Below are 18,571 nucleotides of genomic sequence, written 5' to 3' on the forward strand. Positions count from 1 at the left end.
CCAAGGTTTTCGGCCGCACAGCGGTCAACCGAGCGGTGCCCGGTGCGCGGGAAACGCGCACCGGGCGATCAACCGTTCAGCTCGGCCGACTCCTCATCAGTGAGCAACCGGGACCGGATCAGAAACCGCACCCCCTCCGGTGCCTCCAGCGAGAATCCGCTCCCCCGCCCAGGCACCACGTCGATGGTCAGATGCGTATGCCTCCAGTACTCGAACTGCGGCCCGGACATCCACACCGGCACCGCGTCGATGCCGTCCACCGTCAGGTCTCCCAGGTGCACATCGTGCGACCCGACCCGGAATTCGCCTGCCGGGTAACACATCGGGGCGCTGCCGTCGCAGCATCCGCCGGACTGGTGGAACATCACCGGTCCGTGGACTGGCACCAGCCGCCGCAGCAAGTCGGCGGCGGCCGGGGTCAGGGCGACCCGTTCACCCATCAGAAGAAGCCCAGCGCCTGGTCGGAGTAGGAGACCAGGAGGTTCTTCGTCTGCTGGTAGTGGTCCAGCATCATCTTGTGGTTCTCGCGGCCGATGCCGGACGCCTTGTAGCCGCCGAAGGCCGCGTGGGCCGGGTAAGCGTGGTAGTTGTTCACCCACACGCGGCCGGCCTGGATGTCGCGGCCCGCCCGGTAGGCGGTGTTCCCGTCGCGCGACCAGACGCCGGCGCCGAGGCCGTACAGGGTGTCGTTGGCGATCTTGAGCGCGTCGTCGTAGTCGTCGAACTTCGCCACGGACACCACCGGGCCGAAGATCTCCTCCTGGAAGATGCGCATCTTGTTGTCGCCCTCGAACACCGTCGGCTGCACGTAATAGCCGCCGGACAGGTCGCCGCCCAGGTCGGACTGCTCGCCGCCGGTGAGCACCTTCGCGCCCTCCTGCTTGCCGATGTCGATGTAGGACAGGATTTTCTCGAGCTGGTCGTTCGAGGCCTGCGCGCCGATCATCGTCTCGGTGTCGAGCGGGTTGCCCTGCTTGATCTTCTTCACGCGCTCGACCGCGTCGCCGAGGAACCGGTCGTAGATGCCGGACTGGATAAGCGCGCGCGACGGGCAGGTGCAGACCTCGCCCTGGTTCAGCGCGAAGAGCGCGAAGCCTTCCTGCGCCTTGTCGTAGAACGCGTCGTTGGCCGCGGCGACGTCGTCGAAGAAGATGTTCGGGCTCTTGCCGCCCAGCTCGACGGTCACCGGGATGATGTTTTCGCTGGCGTACTGCAGGATCAGCCGCCCGGTCGTCGTCTCTCCGGTGAACGCGACCTTGCGCACGCGATTGCTCGACGCGAGCGGTTTGCCCGCCTCGACGCCGAATCCGTTCACGATGTTCAGCACGCCCGGCGGGATAAGGTCGCCGATGATCGACAGCAGCAGGTGGATCGACGCCGGGGTTTGCTCGGCGGGCTTGAGCACGATCGCGTTGCCCGCGGCCAGCGCCGGGGCGAGCTTCCAGACCGCCATCAGCAGCGGGAAGTTCCACGGGATGATCTGGCCGACGACGCCGAGCGGCTCGTGGAAGTGGTAGGCGACGGTGTTGTCGTCGATCTGCGAGATGCCGCCTTCCTGTGCTCGCAGCGCGCCGGCGAAGTAGCGGAAGTGGTCGATCGCGAGCGGGATGTCGGCGGCGAGGGTTTCGCGGACCGGTTTGCCGTTCTCCCAGGCCTCGGCGACCGCGATCCGCTCGAGGTTCTGTTCCATCCGGTCGGCGATCTTGAGCAGGATGTTCGCGCGTTCCTCGGTCGAGGTGCGGCCCCACGCGGGTGCGGCGCCCTCGGCCGCGTCGAGCGCCCGGTCGACGTCGGCCGCCGTGCCGCGGGCGATCTCGGTGAAGGTCTTCCCGGTCACCGGCGTCGGGTTCTCGAAGTACTGCCCGCCCGCCGGCGCGACGTATTCGCCGCCGATGTAGTGGTCGTAGCGGGTCTCGTAGTCGACGACGGCGCCGTCGGTGTTCGGTGCGGCGTATACGGCCATCTTGCCCTGCCTCATTGCTGGTCGGTGACGGTCGGCGGCGACCGTAGGCCGGGCAACGTTGCGCCAACGTTGCAGCCTTGTGACCAGGGTCTCTACTCTCGTTCACGTGGCGGAGCTGCCCGAACCCGACCTGCTGCGCGATCCGGAGTCGTACGCGCGGCTGCTCCGGCATGTCCGCGAAGCAGTGCTGTCCGGGGCTACCGCACCGCGCTCGCCACGGTCGGTGGTGTCGGCGTCGTGGGAGCGCTCGCTGGCCGCGCACGTCGACCCGGACTCGGGCGAGGCCCCGCTGATCTTCGAGGCGGACGAGCTCACCGACCTGCGCGCGGAGCATCCGCTGGCCCCGGTGCTGCCGCTGCTGCGCGAGATGCTGGTGAGCATCGCCGACGACGCCGAGCACATGATGATCGTGACCGACGCGAACGGGCTGATCCTGTGGCGCGAGGGCGCGACCGGCGTGCTGCTGCGCGCGGACCAGGTCGCGCTCACCGAGGGCACGCGGTGGAGCGAAGAGGCGATCGGCACGAACGCGATGGGCACGACGCTCGCGACCGGCCAGCCGGTGCAGATCTACTCCGCCGAACATCTCGTCCGCCGCTATCACACCTGGACCTGCGCGGCGGCCCCCGTGCGCGACCCGGACACCGGCGCGCTGCTCGGCTCGATCGACGTCAGCGGCCCGCTCCGCACCGTGCATCCGGCGATGTTGTCGCTGGTCACCGCAACCGCGCAGCTGGCCGAGGGACGGCTGCGCGCCCAGCTGGCGGTCCGCGACGAGAAGGTGCGGCGGGCGAACATGCCGCACCTGGCGTCGCTGCGCGGCCGCCCCGGCGCACTCCTTTCCGCGGGCGGACGGGTGCTGGCGGCCGAATCGTGCACGCTTCCGTCCACTGTGGAGGTGCGAAAAGGCGGCGGCACGGTGACGCTGCCGGACGGCCGGATCGCCACCGTCGACCCGCTGGACGAGGGCTACCTCCTGCGGATCGCCACGTCCGGCTCCGCGACCCGGCGCCGGCTGTCCCTCGAATACCTCACCGACGGCCCCGGATCGACCATTGTGGACGGTCGCGACATCCCGTTCACCCTGCGGCACGCCGAATTGCTGACCCTGCTCGCGCTTCAGCCGCGCGGCTTGTCGGCGGAAAAGCTGGCGCTGCAGCTGTACGGCGAGGCTGGCAACCCGGTGACCGTGCGCGCCGAGATCCACCGGCTGCGCACCCAGCTCGGCACCGGAGTGTTGCAGACCCGCCCGTACCGCCTCGCGGCCACCGTGGACGCGGATTTCCTGCGCACCAAAGCGGCCCTGCGCGCAGGAGACGCCGCGGCGGCGGTCCGGTCGTTCCAGGGACCGCTGCTCGCGGAGTCGGAATCACCCGCGATCCTGGAGGAACGCGAATCGATCAGCGCGCAGGTCCGGCAGCTGGCGTTGAACAGCGGCGACGCGGACACGTTGTGGTCGTTCTGGGAAACCTCCTGTGGCGCTGACGATGTGGCGATTCTGGACGCGTTGTCCGCCGTGCTCGCGCCGTCGGATCCGCGGTTGGCGGCGGTGCGGACTCACCGCGCCAGGTTGGGCTGATTCTTACCGCGCAGCAGCAGTCTCCCGGATCGCATCGTCCACCGGAGCCGAGTAGTTCAGCTCCAAATACAACTCCCGCAACAACAACCCGTCCATGTGCTGCACAGTCAGACCTGGCTGCTTCCCGCTCAGTGCGTTAAGAAATCCGCCGAGCTTGAACGCGCCGCGCACCGGCCAGGACGGCATCGACCGCACCCGGCGCGGTCGTCCCGCCGCCGCGGCCAGCCGGGCGAACATGTCCGTCCACTGCAGATTTTCCTCCGCCACCGGGACATCCGCGCCCGACGCCGCCTCCAGCGCATCAACCGTCGCGACGCCAACTCCGCGCGCACTCGTCGCCGCAGTCCCGCCGGGAGGCGCGAGGAGCGGCGAGTTGGAGTGCACCCACTTCACGATTGGCACCGACCACTGCGGTACCCGATCCTCCGCGACCCCAAAGACAAACGGCACTTCGATCACCGCCACCGGCAATCCCGGCCCGGCCGTTTCGCGCGCGACACGGGCCTGCTCCAGCCGACTGCGCACGTACGGATGCTTCGCGGCCAACCCCCACTCCGGGCGTACGCGGTCGAAGTACGTGTAATACGACCCGAGCACCGCCGCCCGCGTACAGCCGGCTTCGCGCGCCGCGCGCAACAACGCGGCGACAGGTGCGACGTTGCCCGCGCGCAACCGAGGCTCGACTGGCCCGCGTCCGACCGCACGATCGTCCATACCGCCAGCGAAGACAACGCCGTCGTGTCCGTCGAGCGCTTCGCGCAACTCCTCGTGCGAAGCCTTCGAGACGTCGAGCGTCCGGTCGACTCCCTCACGTGCCGTACGCGCGACGGCGGTCGTCTCGTGGCCGCGTTTCCTCAACTCGTCGAGGACGTGCTGCCCCAGCAGGCCGCTGCCGCCCACCACCAAGATCTTCATCGTCCGCTTCCGTTCGGGATGATCGTCAACCGCACTGCATCAAGCAGCGGGCGGCCTCGAACCGGCCTTCTTGAAGATCGTCGGCTCGGATGAGCCAGTACACCATCCCGACGTCGCCCCACATCATGTCGGTTTCGTTGTCGCTGTCGAACTGCGCGAGCAGCACCCAGCGGGCCGCTTCTTCCTTGAGCCGCGGATCTTGCCACCCGCCTTCCAGCACCTCCGCCGCGATCTCGTTCTCCACGGCGTCCTGGACCGGTGTGGCGAAGCCACCGATCTGATGTTGCGGCGTGCCTTCGTTGACCTCCCAGGTGAGGTTTCCGAACACCAGGGCACCGATCCGCTCAGGTTCGGGGCCTGCCTCGACAGCTTCAGCCAGGGACACTCCGCTCGCGGTCGTGGTCTGGTCCAGCAGGATGTGCTCGCTTTCCGGGGCAGTGGCCACGATCTCCGCGAAAACGTCACGCTGCGGGTAGGGCTCGAGGTCGGCCGGAGGCGTTCGTTCGGTGACCGCGGTGCCCGCGGGCACGAAGATCACTCGATAGCCGTCGGCATCGGTGGGCAGAATGTGCCGGTAATTATCGGGTTCGTAGCGTCCGTCGAACGAGAAGAACAGCAGCGTCCCCGTCTCCGGCAGCGGAATGGTCAAGAACTCCCGCGGCAGCGACGCGCAATCCACCGCGGCGACGAACGTGAGCGGCCCCTTCTCCTCCCAGATCGGCCATTCCACCGCGTCCGGCAGCGCCGGATTTCCGCCGAGCTGCCCCACGCGCGGCCCGGTGCCCTCGGCGGCAAGCCGGATCCCGGGCTGGAACAGCTCGATCCATTTCGCCGCCACCTCAGCGGGCAGCCGATCTTGAGCGAGAGCGCTGAGTTGATCTCTCCATGCAGTCACTCCGCCATAGTGGCGCAAGGCACCGACAAAAACGCTTGAGCGCCGAGCGGCTCCCCCATCAGCCGGGCATGTCGTGGGTCGAGCAGTGAATCCCGCCGCCCCCGGCGGCGATCGCGTCGATCGGGACCAGGACGGCCTCGCGGCCGGGGAAGTGCTCGGCCAGGATGCCGCGCGCCCGGTCGTCGGCGGCTTCGTCGCCGAATTTCGGCAGGAACACCGCGCCATTGGCAACGTAGAAATTGGCGTAGGACGACACGAACGCCTCGCCCCGGCCGGTGATCCGGTCCGGGTCGGGCTGGGGCAAGTCGACGACTTCGAGCTTCCGGCCGGCCGCGTCGGCGGCGCTGGCCAGCACTCCGCGCGCCTGCTCGGCGGCCCGCGACCAGACGTCCGCTGGCGCGCCGGGAAAAGGCTTGTCCAGCAAGACGACACCGGGTGCGACGTAGCGGACGAGACAGTCGACATGCGCGTCGGTGATGTCCTCGCCTTTGACACCGGCCAGCCAGATCACGGTGGTGACGCCCAACGTCCGCTTCAACTCGTCTTCGACGCGCGCGCGGTCCTTGCCCGGGTTGCGGTTGTCGTTGACCAACGAGCTTTCGGTGACCAGGAGCGTGCCCTGGCCGTCGGTCTCCAGCGCGCCGCCCTCGGCGACGAGCGGAGCCGCGATGCGGGGCAGCTGGTACTTCTCCAGCACGGCCTTGGCCACCGCGCCGTCCCGGGCGTGCTGCTGTTTGCCGCCCCAGCCGTTGAACCCGAAATCGACGCCGGTCAGCTTTCCGGCGTCCCGGATGAAGACCGGGGCCGTGTCCCGGGCCCAGAGGTCGTCCACCGGGATCTCGGCCACCTCGACGTCGGAGCCGACCGCGCTCTGGGCGGCGTCGCGATGGTCGGGACCGGCCAGCAGGACGACCTTTTCGAAACCGGCGACGGCCCGGGCGAGCCCAGCGATGGCGGCCTGGACCGCGGGCAGGTCAGGACCCCAGACGCCGTCCGAAGCAGGCCAGGCCATGAGGGTGCGGGCGTGCTTCTCCCATTCGGCCCCGAACACCCGACCACCGGACGCCGTGCCGCTGCTGCCCGGCGACGGAGGCGCGGCCGGGGCCGGAGCTGGGGTTTCGGTGCCGCACGCGGCCACGCCCAGCGCGGCGCCGAGCCCTAGCGCGGCGGTGAGCGCGGTGCGGCGGGAAACGAATTCGTGCGTCATCGAGTGAGCTCCAAGCGGGTCGGCGGAGCCTCACTCTGACACTGACTGAAAATTTAGTCAATTTGATCAACCCAGCTCGGCGACGATCGCTCCCCGGACGAGGGCACGCGCCCGCTGGAGGTCGAGAGTCCCGGACAGCCAGCGTTCGGACAGCCCTTCGACCAGCGCCGTCAGCCGCTCGGCGACGTCAGCGGGTTCGGAGAGACCGCCCGGTGCCACGCCGGCAGCCTCGACCAGTTCGGCGATCTCGGCGACCCACAACCGAGTGGCTTCGGCGAGACGCTCCCGCAGGTCGTCCTCGAAGACGGCACTGGCCCGCAACTCTCCCCATGCCGTGCTGTTCTCCCGAACCTCGGCGGTGTCCTGCAGTTCCAGCAGCAGCGTCTGTTCCAGCACGGCCCGCGCGTCCGCCGAATCCGGCACTTCCTGCGCGGTGTAACGCTCAGCACGGTCGTTGACGTGATCGAGAGTGGCGCGCAACAGCCCGGCCCGGTCCTTGAAGTGGTAATAAATCAACCCGGTCGACGCGTCGGCCTCCGCGGCGACCTCCTCGACCCGCAGCCCCCGGACGCCGCTTCGGGCGATCATGCCCACCGCGGCCCGCAGGATGCGATCCCGTTTGCCTGCCATCCACACCTCCTTGACTGAAGCTTCAGTCAACACGGTAACGGGGCCCGGGTGTAGACACCGTCTACCTACTTTGATAGACAGTGTCTACAAGATGAACCAGGGGTTACGGAGAGCGGAATGGGTTTCCACACGTTCGTCGCCGTCGGCGACAGCTGCGCAGAGGGGCTGGACGATCCCTACCCGGATCACAGCCGGTACCGCGGCTGGGCGGATTACGTCGCCGGGCGGCTCGCGCGCGACGAAACCTCCTTCCGCTACGCCAACCTGGCCGTTCGCGGGCGGCGGCTCGACCAGATCACCGCGGAGCAGATGCCTGCCGCCGAGCGGCATGAGCCGGACCTGATCGCGTTGTTCGGCGGCGGGAACGACGTCATGAGCCGAGGCTGGGACGCGCGCACGGTCGCGCGTCGCGTGGACACCGCGATCCGCCAGTGCACGCAGATCGCGCCGAACGTCGTCACCTTCACCTTGAGCGACATCGCACATCGCATGCCGCTGGGCGGACGGATGCGGCCGCGGGTCACCGCGCTCAACGACGCCATCCGCGAGGCTTCGGTCAGCTACGGCGCGAAGCTCGTCGACCTGTGGCCGGACCAGGCCGCGCACGATTCGCGCTACTTCGGGCCAGACCGGCTGCATCTGTCGCAGGCCGGGCACCTCCGCGTCGCCGGCCACGTCCTCGACCGGCTTGGCGTGGAGCACGACGGCAGCTGGCTGCAACCATTGCCCGGCGCGCCGGCCCAGGGCAGCGCGATCGCCGACCTGCGCTGGCTGTGGCAGGAGGTGCTGCCGGTGGGGATCACGCGGCTGCGCAACCGGCTCATCGGCCGATCCCCTGGCGACGGCTTCCTGCCGAAGCGTCCGGAGCTGCTGCCCGTGGCCTTCTCCGAAGCCCAGGTATGAGCGCGCGACAGCGGTTGATCCGTACCGCAGCGGACTTGCTTGTCGGCTCCGGCGTCGAGGCTGTGACGTTGCGCGGTATCGCGAAGGCGGCAGGCGTGTCGCACGGTGCGCCGCTTCGCCACTTCTCGGGCCGCGCGGAGCTGCTGTCGGCCGTAGCGACGCTTGGCTTCACACAGTTGCTCCAGCGGGGAGCACAGTTGCCCGACGGCACCCCGCGCGAGCGCGTCACGGCCGCCTGTCATGCGTACGTCGACTTCGCGGTTACGAATCCCGCCATGTTCGAGCTGATGTTCCGTCGCGACCTCATTGACCCTGAAGAGCCCGGGCTGGTCTCGGCCAGCAGTGCTGTCTTCGACACCTTCGCGGAGCTAGTACGTCTCGACCGCGCCGAAGCGGACGACGACCGACTGCGTCCGGGTACAGATCCTCGGCTTGTCGCAGCATCGCTGTGGGGCGCGTTGCACGGTCTCGCGCAACTGTGGCTGTGGGGCGGACTGGCTGGGGCGAGCTTCGCGCCTTCGCCGGAATCGGCGTTGGCTGTGACGCTGGACGCGTATCTGGGGTGAAGCTCAGCGGAGAGCCCGGAATCCTCCCCACCCCTGGCTCTCCGCCGAGCAGCGGGAATGGATGACCATTCGGAACCGACCGTAACCGCTCGATCCGTCCCCGGGATCCACCCGTCGCCGCATCCGCCGGTAAACCCTGGCGGTAGGCGGCCTGCCGCGACCGCGGTAGAGCATTGGGAAACCGCCGGTCAGGAAGGTAGCTTCGGGCGCGTGATGCGGATCTTGCGGGCGCGGCCGCTCCTCACGGATTCGCTGCTGGCCGCTGCGGTCGGACTATTCCTTTTCGCCGGGGCGGCGGTCCACCACGGTTCTCTCGGCGACCGTCCGGGGCTGCCCGGGTTGCTGCTCGCGGTGGCGGGCGCTGCGCCGCTGGCGGTCCGGCGGCGCTACCCGATCGGCGTGCTGATCGCGGTCACGGTTCTCGTCGGTGCGTTCGCGCTGGCCGGGTATCGCGCGACGCTAGGCCGACCCGACGTGCTGATCGCCGCCTACACAGTCTGGGCGCGCTATCCGGTACGGCAAGCCTGGCCGCCGTCGCTGTTCGCGATGGCCGGCTTCGAGGTGACGATGCTCGTCGGCGACAGCTCGAACCCGATCGGCGACACGGTGATCGCCGTGCTGCAAGCGTCTGCGACCGTCCTTATTGGACACTCCGTCTACCTGCGCGGGCTCGCCCTGCACGCGACCGCGGAACGCGCCGACCGCGCCGAGCTGGCAGTCGTGGAAGAACGGCTGCGCATCGCGCGCGAGCTGCACGACGTCGTCTCGCACCATCTGTCGGTGATCTCCGTGCAGGCCAACCTCGCGAGGTACGTCTTCGAATCCGCGCCGGACACCGCGCGCGGCGCGCTCGACACGATCACCGGCACGACCACCGAGGCGCTGGACGAACTCCGCCGCCTGCTCAGCGTCCTGCGACCGCCCCATCACGAACCGGGCGAATACCGTCCGCAGCCCGGTCTCGACGAGCTTCCCGCGCTGGTCAGCCGGGTTCGCGAGGCTGGGCTCACAGTGCGGCTGCAGGTCACCGGAACGCCGCGGACGCTGCCGTCGGGCCAGCAGTTGTGCGCGTACCGGGTCGCGCAGGAAGCTTTGACGAACGTGCTGAAACACGCGCCGGATTCGTTCGCCTCGCTGGACGTCGAGTACCTGGCCAACCCGCTGCGGCTGCGTGTGGCCGACTCCGGCGGCGGACCGCGCGCCGACGGCAATCCCGCCGGTCACGGCCTCGTCGGCATGCGCGAGCGGGCGCGTATGTACGGTGGCGAAATCGAAATCGGGCCTCGCGAACCGGCGGGGTTCGAGGTTGTGCTGACCCTCCCGTACCCGGGCCGGACCTCCGGAGAACCCCAGTGACCAGTGTGCTCGTGGTGGACGACCAGGACCTCGTCCGCGCCGGCCTCGTCGCGCTGCTCAATGCCGCGCCGGGCGTCGAGGTTGTCGGCGAGGCGCGCGACGGGCTGGAGGCCGTGCACGAGGCGGCGCGACTGCGGCCCGAGGTGATCCTGATGGACATCCGGCTGCCCGGCCTCGACGGGGTGTCCGCCACCGCCCGCATCCTCGCCGGGCCGGAGAACCCGCGCGTGCTGATCCTGACCGTCTTCGACCTCGACGAATACGTGTACCGCGCGCTGCGGGCCGGTGCCGCCGGGTTCCTGCTCAAGGACAGTCCGCCGGAGACGCTGATTTCCGGCATCCAGGCAGTGGCGCGCGGGGACATGCTGTTCGGCCCGACGATCACGCGGCGGCTGGTCGAGGCGTACACGAGCGGCCCGCCCGCCGAACCCGCGCCGGAACTGAGCGGGCTGACCGAGCGCGAACGCGAGGTCCTCCGGCTGGTCGGCACCGGAATGCCGAACGGGGAGATCGCGGCTCAGCTGCTGGTCAGCGAGGCCACGGTGAAGACGCACCTCAACCGGCTGATGCCCAAACTCGGGATCTCGAGCCGGGCGCAAGCCGTGGTGGTCGCCTACGAAACCGGCCTGGTCCGGCCGGGGCGGTAGCCGAACTCGTTGCGCAGCACACGTTCCGCGGCATGCTGACCGGCCATCCCATGCACGCCCGGACCCGGCGGCGTCGCGGCCGAGCACAGGTAGACGCCGCGCAACGGAGTCCGATACGGATCCCAGCGCAAGACCGGCCGCCCCAGCACCTGGCGCATCGTGACCGCGGCGGACGCGATGTCGCCGGTGACGTAATTGGGGTTGTAGGACTCGAATTCGCTCGCCGGGATCGCGCGCGAGGCGAGGATCGTGTCGCGGAAACCCGGGGCGAAGCGTTCGATGCGGCGGATGATCGCGGCGGTCGGGTCTAGCGAATCTCCTTGCGGGACATGGGCGTAGGCCCAGATCGGCTGTTTGCCGGGAAGACCGCGGGACGGGTCGGCGGCCATCGGCTGGGAGAGGAGGACGAACGGGTCTCTCGCCCGTTTCCCGGCGGCTACCGCGTTTTCGGCCGCGTGCACCTCGGCTCTCGTTCCTCCGATGTGGACCGTCCCGGCTTGGGCTAGTTCCTTTTCGCGCCAGGGGATTTCTTCGGAGACCAGGAAGTCGACCTTCGCCGCCGCAGGTCCGTAGCGGACTTTCTCCAGCGCCCTGCGGTACTGCTTCGGCAGGAGCGGCCCTGCTAGCTCTAGTACGCCTTTAGGCGCTAGGTCAAGCAGTACCGCACGCGCGTGCGCTAACTCGCGTACGTCGGTGACGCGCGCGTTGGTGCGTACGCGACCACCGTGTGCCTCGATGTCGGCGACAAGAGCGTCGGTGATGCGTTGCGAACCACCACGGGGAATCGGCCATCCCGTGGTGTGCGCGAGATGGCTCAGCAGTACCGCGATGCCGCCGCCGATGAGCGAGGGCAGCTTGCCAAGCGCGTGCGCCTCTACACCCGCAATCAGCGCTGCTGCTTCCTTGCCCTTGAAGGGATTCACTGTCGCCGCGAGAGCGCGCGTCGCGATGTACGCCGCCGTACGCGGAGGTGGCGGGTGTCGAAGGTCGCCGAGGAGCACTTCGGTGATCTCAGCGCTGTGCTCGATCAATGGCGTCATGAAGCGCCGCCACCGTTCCCCGTCGCTCCCTAGCCGCACGCAGGTGCGTTCGAGATCCGCGTACGCGATCGCTGTGGTCTTCTCGTCGATCGGCTGCGCGTACGGGATTTCGGGATGACAGAGGTCGAGATCGAACTGCTTCAGAAACGGCGAGGCCGCCGCCATCGGATGGACCGCGGAGCAGATGTCATGGACAACGCCGGAATCGAACAGGTGCTTCGACCGCGCCCCGCCGCCCGGCTCGGCAGCCGCCTCGTACACCTCGACCGACAGCCCGGCCCGCGCGAGGACTACGGCCGCGGCCAGGCCGTTCGGCCCCGAGCCGACGACCGCGACGTCCAGCGTGACAGACGGAGACACGCCCCGAGCCTACGGCTGCGACGAACCGGGCGCCCAGTGTCACTCCCGAACATCTGATCGAATATTGTCGTACCCCACGCCTACCGTGCACCCCATGCCGGTCCGCACGGGCCGCGCCTGCTGGAGAGGGGGGTCATGCCCGACCACGACACGTTGCTGGAGCGCGTGCGGAAGCTGCTGGCCAAGGCCGAGGACCCGGCCGTCACGCCCGCCGAAGCCGAGCTGTACAACACCAAAGCGGCGCAACTGATCGCGCGGCACGGGATCGACAACGCGATGCTGGCCGCGTCCGGCCAAAGCGGCGACGACATCACCGTGCTGAGGCTGCCGATCGCCAATCCGTACAGCCGGGACAAGGCCAGCCTGCTCACCAGCATCGCCTATCCGTTGCGCTGCCGGACCCTGCTGCACCGAGTCGGCCAAGGCGTCGAAGAGGTCACCGTGTTCGGCTTCCGCACCGATCTCGCGCGGGTCGAGCTGCTGTTCACCAGCCTGTTGCTGCAGGCGAGCACTCAGCTCACGCGGGTGCGCCCCGAGGAACGCGTGTTCCGCGAATCGCTGGCGGCTTATCGGCGGACGTGGCTGCACGGTTTCGCGCGTGCGGTGCACGAGCGGCTGAGCGTGGCGGAGGAGAACGCCGCGCGGACGTACTCCGATGTCGCCGGCGGGAAGTCGGCGGAACTGGTGGTGCGGGACCGGACGGCGTTGGTGCAGCAGGCTTTTGACCGCGAGTACGGAGACCTGCGCTCGGCCGCGCCACGGCGGTTGTCCGGGTCGGGGTACCGGGAGGGGCATCGGGCAGGGACCCGGGCGAATCTGGACCCGGCGGCGCTGGGGAGGCGAAGGTCGGCGCTTCCGGTTCGGTGAGGTCACCGCTTCCTGAGCCGCGGTCCGCGAGGGGAACCTTCCCGGGGCGGTGATGGGAGACCGCATGATTCGCTTCGAAGACCTTGCCACCCGGCCGGACCTGCGCATCCCCGCGCTCCAGCTGGGATTCGTCGGCGGAGAGTTCCTCGGCCAAGGTCTCACCGCCGGGCTGGCCAGCTCGAAACGGATCGCCGCGCACTGGCCCGAGTTCTTCCTGGTCCTCCTCGACGGCGAGGTTCCTGTCGCGCGCGCGGCGGCGATCCCCGTCGCCTTTCCGGCCGCGGAACGGCCCGAGCTGCCCGACCACGGCTGGGACGGTGCCCTCGTCTGGGCTGCCGAGGACCACCTCGACGGCCGGGAGCCGACCACGCTGGTCGCGCTGGAGGTGTACGTCGCGGAATCCGCGCGCGGGCAAGGGATTGCCGCACAAGCGCTCGCCGAGCTGAAGAACCGAGCGCGCCGGGCCGGGCTTTCCCGGCTGGTCGTGCCGGTGCGGCCGACCGGCAAGCCGCCCCTGGAGTCCATTGTGGACTACCTAGGCCGGGGCGCCGATCCTTGGCTGCGCAGTCACGAGCGACTCGGCGCGGAGTTCCGGAAGATCGCGCCGTTCGCGATGACCGTCACCGGCACGCTCGCACAGTGGGAGCAGTGGACCGGCGTCCGCCTCGGCGACGGACACACAGTCGTACCGGGCGGAATCGCGCCGGTGCTGGCGTCGACGGAGCAGGATCTGGGCGTGTACGTCGAGCCGAACGTCTGGTACGAACACCCGCTCTGACCTACTGCTCCCAGCCAGGCAGCCAAACCCCGTCCCCTGGCTCCGGTCCTGTCACCAGGTGATCCCGCAGCTTCAGCACGTCCGGATGCGCGGGCTCCCGCCGCCACAGCAGCGACATCGGGTACACCGGCGTCGGGTCGACCACCAAAACCCGGCGGAGGTCGTACTCGTCCGGCCAGAAGTACCGTGAGCCAGCGCCCACGAAGGTCGACAGCTCCGGGGACGTCGCGAGTTCGTCCAGCATCGTTTCGTTGCCGAAGACCGGACCGGACACGTCGATGGTCAGGTCGAACGCCTCGGACAGCTCCGCGTAGTACGCGCCCCATTCTGTGCTCGCCGACAGCCCCGGCATCCAGATCCGGTGGCCGACCAGTTTCGCGATCGGCACCGACGGCAGATCAGCGAACGGGTGTCGTGGGCCGACCAGCAGTTCGTGTGCGTCGTAGTCCACGACTCCGCTCGTCACGCCGCCCGGCAGGTCGCGCTTCGGCACCCCGCGGAACGCCGCGTCGACCGAACCCGCGGCGACCGCTGCGACAGCGGCGTCGAAGCTCAGCTCGGCGCCCGTGGTCACGACTTCCAGCGCAACCTCGGGGAACGCCCGGTGGAAACCCAGCGCCAGCTGCGCCGACCTGGTTCGCCGGTTCAGCACGTCCACCCGCAGCGGGCGTTTCTCCGGACGCACCGCGGCGAGCGCGCGCTTCTCCGCGTCGAGCAGCACCCGCGCATGCGGCAGGAACGCCTCGCCATCGCTGCTCAGCCGGGCCCCGCGCGCGGTCCGGGTGAACAACCGCACCCCCAGCTCGCGCTCCAGCGCACCGACGCGTTTGGACACGGCTTGCTGCGTGATCCCCAGCTCCGCGGCCGCTTCCTGGAACTGCCCTCCGTCCACGACGGCGACGAAGGTCCGCACGAATTCCAGCTCCACGGGCCAATCCTAAGCGCTCGCGCCGCCCGCCGCGGCGATCTGCCCCAACCCCGCTACTTGTCTGAGGAGTTGTGCTACGCTCCGCCTCGATGTTCACGCGCTTCCTTCTCCTTCGCCGCCACGGCGGGGCCTGACCGGACCGGCCCCCCGCCGTGGGGCGAGCACGCGCGCCGGTCGGCTTCCGACCACCTGAAGGACCGCAGATGAACACCGTTTGGAACCGGCAGCGACCCTCCCGCATGCCGTCGCACCGCTACCGCGACGTCTACCAGCGCGTCGACGTCCCCAACACCGGCCGCGCCTGGCCCGGCAACCGGATCACCCGCGCCCCGCTCTGGGTGCCGGTCGACCTGCGCGACGGCAACCAGGCGCTGGCCGAGCCGATGGACCCGGCGCGCAAACGCCGGTTCTTCGAGCTGATGATCAGCATGGGGTACAAGGAAATCGAGGTCGGCTACCCGTCCGCCTCGCAGACTGACTACGACTTCGTCCGGCTGCTGGCGGACACCGATCTGGCCCCGGACGACGTCACCATCGTCGTGTTCACCCCGGCGCGGCGCGATCTGATCGAGCGCACCGTGGAGTCCATCCGCGGCATCCGCAACGACGTCGTGATCCACCTGTACACCGCCACCGCGCCGACCTGGCGCACAGTGGTCCTCGGCCACGATCAGGCGTCGCTGAAGGAACTGATCCTCGACGGCGCCCGCGACGTTCTGCGCGCGGCCGGCGACCTGCCGAACGTCCGCTTCGAGTTCTCGCCCGAGGTCTTCAACCTCACCGAACCCGACTACGTGCTGGAGGTCTGCGACGCGGTCACCGAGACGTGGCAGGCGAGCCCGGACCGTCCGGTGATCCTGAACCTGCCGGCGACCGTCGAGATCGCGACGCCCAATGTGTACGCCGACCAGATCGAGTACATGCACCGCAACCTCGCCCGCCGTGATTCGGTGATCCTGTCCGTGCACCCGCACAACGACCGCGGCACCGGCGTCGCGTGCGCCGAACTCGCCGTGCTGGCCGGGGCCGAACGCGTCGAGGGCTGCATTTTCGGCAACGGCGAACGCACCGGCAATGTCGACCTGGCGACACTGGCGCTCAACCTGCACGCGCAGGGCGTCGACCCGATGATCGACTTCGCGGACATCGACGAGATCCGCCGCACCGTCGAATACTGCAACCGGATCGAGGTCCACGCGCGGCATCCGTACGTCGGCGACCTCGTGCACACCGCGTTCAGCGGCACTCATCAGGACGCGATCAAGAAGGGCTTCGCCGAACACCACGCGCGCGCCGCGGAAACCGGCGTGCCCGCGCGGGAACTCGACTGGCGCGTCCCGTACCTGCCGATCGACCCAGCCGATCTCGGTCGCGACTACGCCGCCGTGATCCGGGTGAACTCGCAGTCCGGCAAGGGCGGAATCGCCTATCTGCTGGAAAGCGAGTACGGCATCGCGCTGCCTCGTCGCCTGCAGATCGACTTCGCGCGCCGCGTCCAGGGCCACACCGACGACTCCGGCCACGAGGTGACGGCGACCGAACTGTGGCAGCTGTTCGAAGCGGTCTACCTCCAGCCGAACCCGGCAATCACGTTGTCCCGCTTCGAAAACTCGGCCGACGAACACACCAGCATCACCCTGCGGGTCGACGGAACCGAGTACACCACCACGCACACTGGAACGGGGCCGGTCGAAGCGCTCACCGCCGCACTCGGCGCGCACGGGCGGAAGGTCGACATCGTGGCGCTGCACCAGACGAGCATCGGCTCCGGCAACTCCAGCGAAGCGTTGACACTGCTGGAGTACCGCACTGACAGCGGTACACAATGGACGGCCGGGCGAGACCGTTCCGTGCTCGCGGCCAGCCTGACCGCAGTGGTGAACGCCGCCTAATCGCTGACGCGGTGCGAGCGCAGACTGTGCTGCGCTCGCACCGCGTCAGGCACCCCCGCGAAGAAACGCCAGCACCGCTAGCACGCGCCGGTTCCCGTCATCTGTCGGCGGAAGGTCGAGCTTCGACAGGATGCTCCCGACGTGCTTGCCCACCGCCGCGTCCGACACCACCAGCAGCCGGGCGATCGCGGCGTTGGAGCGGCCCTCGGCGATCAGCGACAGGACCTCCCGCTCCCGCGCCGACAGCCGGGCCAGCGGATCGGCCCGCCGGCGCAGCAGCTGGCGCACCACCTGCGGATCCACCGCCGTCCCGCCGTCGACGACCTGGCGCAGCGTCCCGACGAATTCCTCGACGTCGACCACCCGGTCCTTGAGCAGGTAGCCGACCCCGCGCCCCTCGGCGGAGTCGAGCAGCTCGGCCGCGTGGTGGTGTTCGACGTACTGGCTCAGCACCACCACAGCCAGCTCCGGCCGCGTGCGCCGCAGCTCGACCGCGGCGCGCAGGCCCTCGTCCGAATGTCCGGGCGGCATCCGGATGTCGGTGAGCACCAGGTCCGGATCGTGCTCCCGCACGGCGGTGTGCAAGGCCTCGGCATCGCCCACCGCGGCGACGACCTCGAAGCCGAACCGTTGCAGCAACCCGCACAATCCCTCGCGCAGCAGCACCTCGTCTTCGGCGAGGACGACCCGCATCGGTTCTCCCCTCAGCACGGCAGCTCCGCTCGCACGACGGTCGGCCCGCCGACCGGACTGCGCACCCACATCCGGCCGCCCAGCACCGCGACCCGGTCGCTCAACCCGGTGATCCCAGTCCCACGTGCCGGATCAGCACCTCCCGCCCCGTTGTCCCATACCTCAATAGTAAGGACCCGACCGACAATTTTGGCGGTCACCGAGGCGCAGCTGGCCGCGGAATGCTTGGCGACATTGGTCAGCGACTCGGCCACCACGAAGTACGCGGTGGATTCCACCGACTCCGGCAACCGCGACGGCACCGCGACATCAACGGTCACCGGCACCGCGCAACCATCCGCAAGTTCCTCCAACGCCGCGGGCAACCCGAGTTCGGCGAGCGCCCGCGGGTGGATTCCGTTGATCAGCTCACGCAGCTCGACCATCAGCTTCTTGGCCTGATCATGCGCGTCCGACACCGCCTTCGCCGCCTCCGAATCCGGTGGCAGATCGACCTTCGCGAGCCCCAGTTGCAGGCTCAGCCCGACCAGCCGCTGCTGCGCCCCGTCGTGCAGGTCGCGTTCGATGCGCTTGCGTTCCGCGTCGAACGCCGACAGCAGCCGGGTTCGGGATTGCGACACCTCGGTCAGCTCGCCGCGCAGCTTTTCGGCCGCGCCGTCGGTGAGCAGCGAACGCGCCAACATCGCGTGCAGGCCAGCGCATCCGGACAGCAGATAGCCCGACAGTACGAGCAAAACCACACCGGCCAGCGCGTACGGAACGGCCCCGCCCGGAGTGGAAACCTCAGTGAAGCCAATGGAAATCGTGTCGTTCGCGTTCACGAGCAGCGGGCTGGCCGCCAAAACCACCGCGAACAACGCGACCATGCCCGCCACCGCGTACAACGCGGGAATCGCGGTGCACAGCAGAACCGCGTAGCCGAGTTCACGCCACGACGCCGGTTCGGTGTAGCGCGCCCGCATTCGGGGCCACCAGCCCGGTTCGCTGGTCGGTCCACAGGGGACAGTCACCGGATTCAGGTCGACCATGCGCAGCCGCTGCCGCTCGACCCCGGCCACCACCGCCGCCCACGCCGGGCCCGCGCCCAGGAACAGCAGCATGCCGAACACCGAGAACACCGCGACCAGCGCGAGGTTCGAGGTCTGCCCGTGCACGACGCGGTTGACGAGCACCGCGAGCGGCAGCAGGCAGAACCCGAACGGAAGCCCGAACAGCAGCGTCATCGGACCGGTGCTCAGCCCGTACAGCAACGCCCGCCACGGCCAGGAGGAAATCAGAAACGTCCGCCGCGCCAAGGCATCCAGTACGGTGCGCGGTTTCGCGGTGGGAGAGACGGTAGCCACGTGATCCAG

At 69.2% G+C, this 18,571-nt stretch carries 18 protein-coding genes; 8 read left to right on the plus strand and 10 right to left on the minus strand.

What is annotated here, in order from left to right:
- Positions 1 to 68: 68 nt before the first annotated feature.
- A complete protein-coding gene (locus tag ABD156_RS28635; RefSeq protein WP_344280405.1) occupies positions 69 to 440 on the minus strand; it encodes a DUF779 domain-containing protein in 372 nt (123 codons plus the stop codon).
- Positions 440 to 1,963 carry an aldehyde dehydrogenase gene (gene adh, locus ABD156_RS28640; RefSeq protein WP_344280408.1) on the minus strand — a complete coding sequence of 508 codons (1,524 nt, stop codon included), beginning with the start codon at positions 1,961 to 1,963 and terminating at the stop codon, positions 440 to 442. Before adh ends, ABD156_RS28635 begins: the two co-directional genes overlap by 1 nt.
- Positions 1,964 to 2,069: 106 nt before the next feature.
- Between adh and ABD156_RS28645 the strand changes: the two genes are divergently transcribed.
- The gene (locus ABD156_RS28645) at positions 2,070 to 3,542 is read left to right on the plus strand and encodes a helix-turn-helix domain-containing protein (protein WP_344280411.1); all 1,473 of its coding nucleotides are present in this window, start codon (positions 2,070 to 2,072) and stop codon (positions 3,540 to 3,542) included.
- Positions 3,543 to 3,545: 3 nt separating this feature from the next.
- Here ABD156_RS28645 and ABD156_RS28650 read toward each other — a convergent pair whose 3' ends face one another.
- The 4 genes from ABD156_RS28650 to ABD156_RS28665 all read right to left on the minus strand — a co-directional run bounded on the left by ABD156_RS28650 (position 3,546) and on the right by ABD156_RS28665 (position 7,189).
- Positions 3,546 to 4,457: an NAD-dependent epimerase/dehydratase family protein gene (locus tag ABD156_RS28650; RefSeq protein ID WP_344280414.1), complete on the minus strand. Its 912-nt coding sequence runs from the start codon at positions 4,455 to 4,457 to the stop codon at positions 3,546 to 3,548.
- A 25-nt stretch (positions 4,458 to 4,482) separates the two neighbouring features.
- Positions 4,483 to 5,352, minus strand: coding sequence for a YwqG family protein (locus tag ABD156_RS28655; RefSeq protein WP_344280417.1), 870 nt, complete (start codon positions 5,350 to 5,352; stop codon positions 4,483 to 4,485).
- 58 nt (positions 5,353 to 5,410) lie between these two features.
- Positions 5,411 to 6,559 carry an agmatine deiminase family protein gene (locus ABD156_RS28660; protein ID WP_344280419.1) on the minus strand — a complete coding sequence of 383 codons (1,149 nt, stop codon included), beginning with the start codon at positions 6,557 to 6,559 and terminating at the stop codon, positions 5,411 to 5,413.
- A 66-nt stretch (positions 6,560 to 6,625) separates the two neighbouring features.
- Entirely contained in the window at positions 6,626 to 7,189 is a 564-nt protein-coding gene (locus ABD156_RS28665; protein WP_344280422.1) for a TetR/AcrR family transcriptional regulator, read from the minus strand.
- Between the two features lie 117 nt (positions 7,190 to 7,306).
- Here ABD156_RS28665 and ABD156_RS28670 point away from each other — a divergent pair, with 117 nt between their 5' ends.
- The 4 genes from ABD156_RS28670 to ABD156_RS28685 all read left to right on the plus strand — a co-directional run bounded on the left by ABD156_RS28670 (position 7,307) and on the right by ABD156_RS28685 (position 10,661).
- Entirely contained in the window at positions 7,307 to 8,092 is a 786-nt protein-coding gene (locus tag ABD156_RS28670; protein WP_344280425.1) for an SGNH/GDSL hydrolase family protein, read from the plus strand.
- Complete coding sequence (locus ABD156_RS28675) at positions 8,089 to 8,658, plus strand: TetR/AcrR family transcriptional regulator (RefSeq protein ID WP_344280428.1); 570 nt, start codon at positions 8,089 to 8,091, stop codon at positions 8,656 to 8,658. The genes ABD156_RS28670 and ABD156_RS28675 overlap by 4 nt, the downstream gene beginning before the upstream one ends.
- 213 nt (positions 8,659 to 8,871) lie before the next feature.
- Positions 8,872 to 10,014, plus strand: coding sequence for a sensor histidine kinase (locus ABD156_RS28680; protein WP_344281238.1), 1,143 nt, complete (start codon positions 8,872 to 8,874; stop codon positions 10,012 to 10,014).
- Positions 10,011 to 10,661 (plus strand): response regulator, encoded by a 651-nt coding sequence (locus ABD156_RS28685; RefSeq protein WP_344280431.1) that lies wholly within the window; start codon positions 10,011 to 10,013, stop codon positions 10,659 to 10,661. The genes ABD156_RS28680 and ABD156_RS28685 overlap by 4 nt, the downstream gene beginning before the upstream one ends.
- Here ABD156_RS28685 and ABD156_RS28690 read toward each other — a convergent pair.
- Positions 10,628 to 12,061, minus strand: a complete 1,434-nt coding sequence (locus ABD156_RS28690) for a phytoene desaturase family protein (protein ID WP_344280434.1) — start codon at positions 12,059 to 12,061, stop codon at positions 10,628 to 10,630. The two genes, ABD156_RS28685 and ABD156_RS28690, sit on opposite strands and share 34 nt — an antisense overlap.
- A 135-nt stretch (positions 12,062 to 12,196) precedes the next feature.
- On the opposite strand from ABD156_RS28690, the gene ABD156_RS28695 reads away from it, so the two are divergent.
- Positions 12,197 to 12,928 (plus strand): DUF2786 domain-containing protein, encoded by a 732-nt coding sequence (locus ABD156_RS28695; protein WP_344280437.1) that lies wholly within the window; start codon positions 12,197 to 12,199, stop codon positions 12,926 to 12,928.
- Positions 12,929 to 12,992: 64 nt separating this feature from the next.
- The gene (locus tag ABD156_RS28700) at positions 12,993 to 13,706 is read left to right on the plus strand and encodes a GNAT family N-acetyltransferase (protein ID WP_344280440.1); all 714 of its coding nucleotides are present in this window, start codon (positions 12,993 to 12,995) and stop codon (positions 13,704 to 13,706) included.
- Between the two features lies 1 nt (position 13,707).
- On the opposite strand, the gene ABD156_RS28705 is transcribed toward ABD156_RS28700, so the two are convergent.
- A complete protein-coding gene (locus ABD156_RS28705) occupies positions 13,708 to 14,634 on the minus strand; it encodes a LysR family transcriptional regulator (RefSeq protein ID WP_344280443.1) in 927 nt (308 codons plus the stop codon).
- A gap of 203 nt (positions 14,635 to 14,837) precedes the next feature.
- Between ABD156_RS28705 and ABD156_RS28710 the strand changes: the two genes are divergently transcribed.
- Positions 14,838 to 16,526, plus strand: a complete 1,689-nt coding sequence (locus tag ABD156_RS28710) for a 2-isopropylmalate synthase (protein WP_344280446.1) — start codon at positions 14,838 to 14,840, stop codon at positions 16,524 to 16,526.
- A gap of 45 nt (positions 16,527 to 16,571) precedes the next feature.
- Here ABD156_RS28710 and ABD156_RS28715 read toward each other — a convergent pair whose 3' ends face one another.
- Both ABD156_RS28715 and ABD156_RS28720 read right to left on the minus strand, forming a co-directional pair.
- The gene (locus ABD156_RS28715) at positions 16,572 to 17,219 is read right to left on the minus strand and encodes a response regulator (RefSeq protein WP_344280449.1); all 648 of its coding nucleotides are present in this window, start codon (positions 17,217 to 17,219) and stop codon (positions 16,572 to 16,574) included.
- A gap of 11 nt (positions 17,220 to 17,230) precedes the next feature.
- On the minus strand, positions 17,231 to 18,562 hold the full coding sequence (locus ABD156_RS28720) for a sensor histidine kinase (protein WP_344280452.1): 1,332 nt from the start codon (positions 18,560 to 18,562) through the stop codon (positions 17,231 to 17,233).
- Positions 18,563 to 18,571 lie beyond the last annotated feature (9 nt).

Source organism: Amycolatopsis albidoflavus (assembly GCF_039525725.1).
GTDB lineage: Bacteria > Actinomycetota > Actinomycetes > Mycobacteriales > Pseudonocardiaceae > Amycolatopsis > Amycolatopsis albidoflava.

Bases quoted from the DNA above. Each gene is read 5' to 3' on its own strand.
- ABD156_RS28665 (WP_344280422.1), bottom strand. From the start codon at position 7,189: ATGGCAGGCAAACGGGATCGCATCCTGCGGGCCGCGGTGGGCATGATC.
- ABD156_RS28680 (WP_344281238.1), top strand. From the start codon at position 8,872: ATGCGGATCTTGCGGGCGCGGCCGCTCCTCACGGATTCGCTGCTGGCC.
- ABD156_RS28660 (WP_344280419.1), bottom strand. From the start codon at position 6,559: ATGACGCACGAATTCGTTTCCCGCCGCACCGCGCTCACCGCCGCGCTA.
- ABD156_RS28710 (WP_344280446.1), top strand. From the start codon at position 14,838: ATGAACACCGTTTGGAACCGGCAGCGACCCTCCCGCATGCCGTCGCAC.
- adh (WP_344280408.1), bottom strand. From the start codon at position 1,963: ATGGCCGTATACGCCGCACCGAACACCGACGGCGCCGTCGTCGACTAC.
- ABD156_RS28695 (WP_344280437.1), top strand. From the start codon at position 12,197: ATGCCCGACCACGACACGTTGCTGGAGCGCGTGCGGAAGCTGCTGGCC.
- ABD156_RS28635 (WP_344280405.1), bottom strand. From the start codon at position 440: ATGGGTGAACGGGTCGCCCTGACCCCGGCCGCCGCCGACTTGCTGCGG.
- ABD156_RS28700 (WP_344280440.1), top strand. From the start codon at position 12,993: ATGATTCGCTTCGAAGACCTTGCCACCCGGCCGGACCTGCGCATCCCC.
- ABD156_RS28650 (WP_344280414.1), bottom strand. From the start codon at position 4,457: ATGAAGATCTTGGTGGTGGGCGGCAGCGGCCTGCTGGGGCAGCACGTC.
- ABD156_RS28670 (WP_344280425.1), top strand. From the start codon at position 7,307: ATGGGTTTCCACACGTTCGTCGCCGTCGGCGACAGCTGCGCAGAGGGG.
- ABD156_RS28675 (WP_344280428.1), top strand. From the start codon at position 8,089: ATGAGCGCGCGACAGCGGTTGATCCGTACCGCAGCGGACTTGCTTGTC.
- ABD156_RS28715 (WP_344280449.1), bottom strand. From the start codon at position 17,219: ATGCGGGTCGTCCTCGCCGAAGACGAGGTGCTGCTGCGCGAGGGATTG.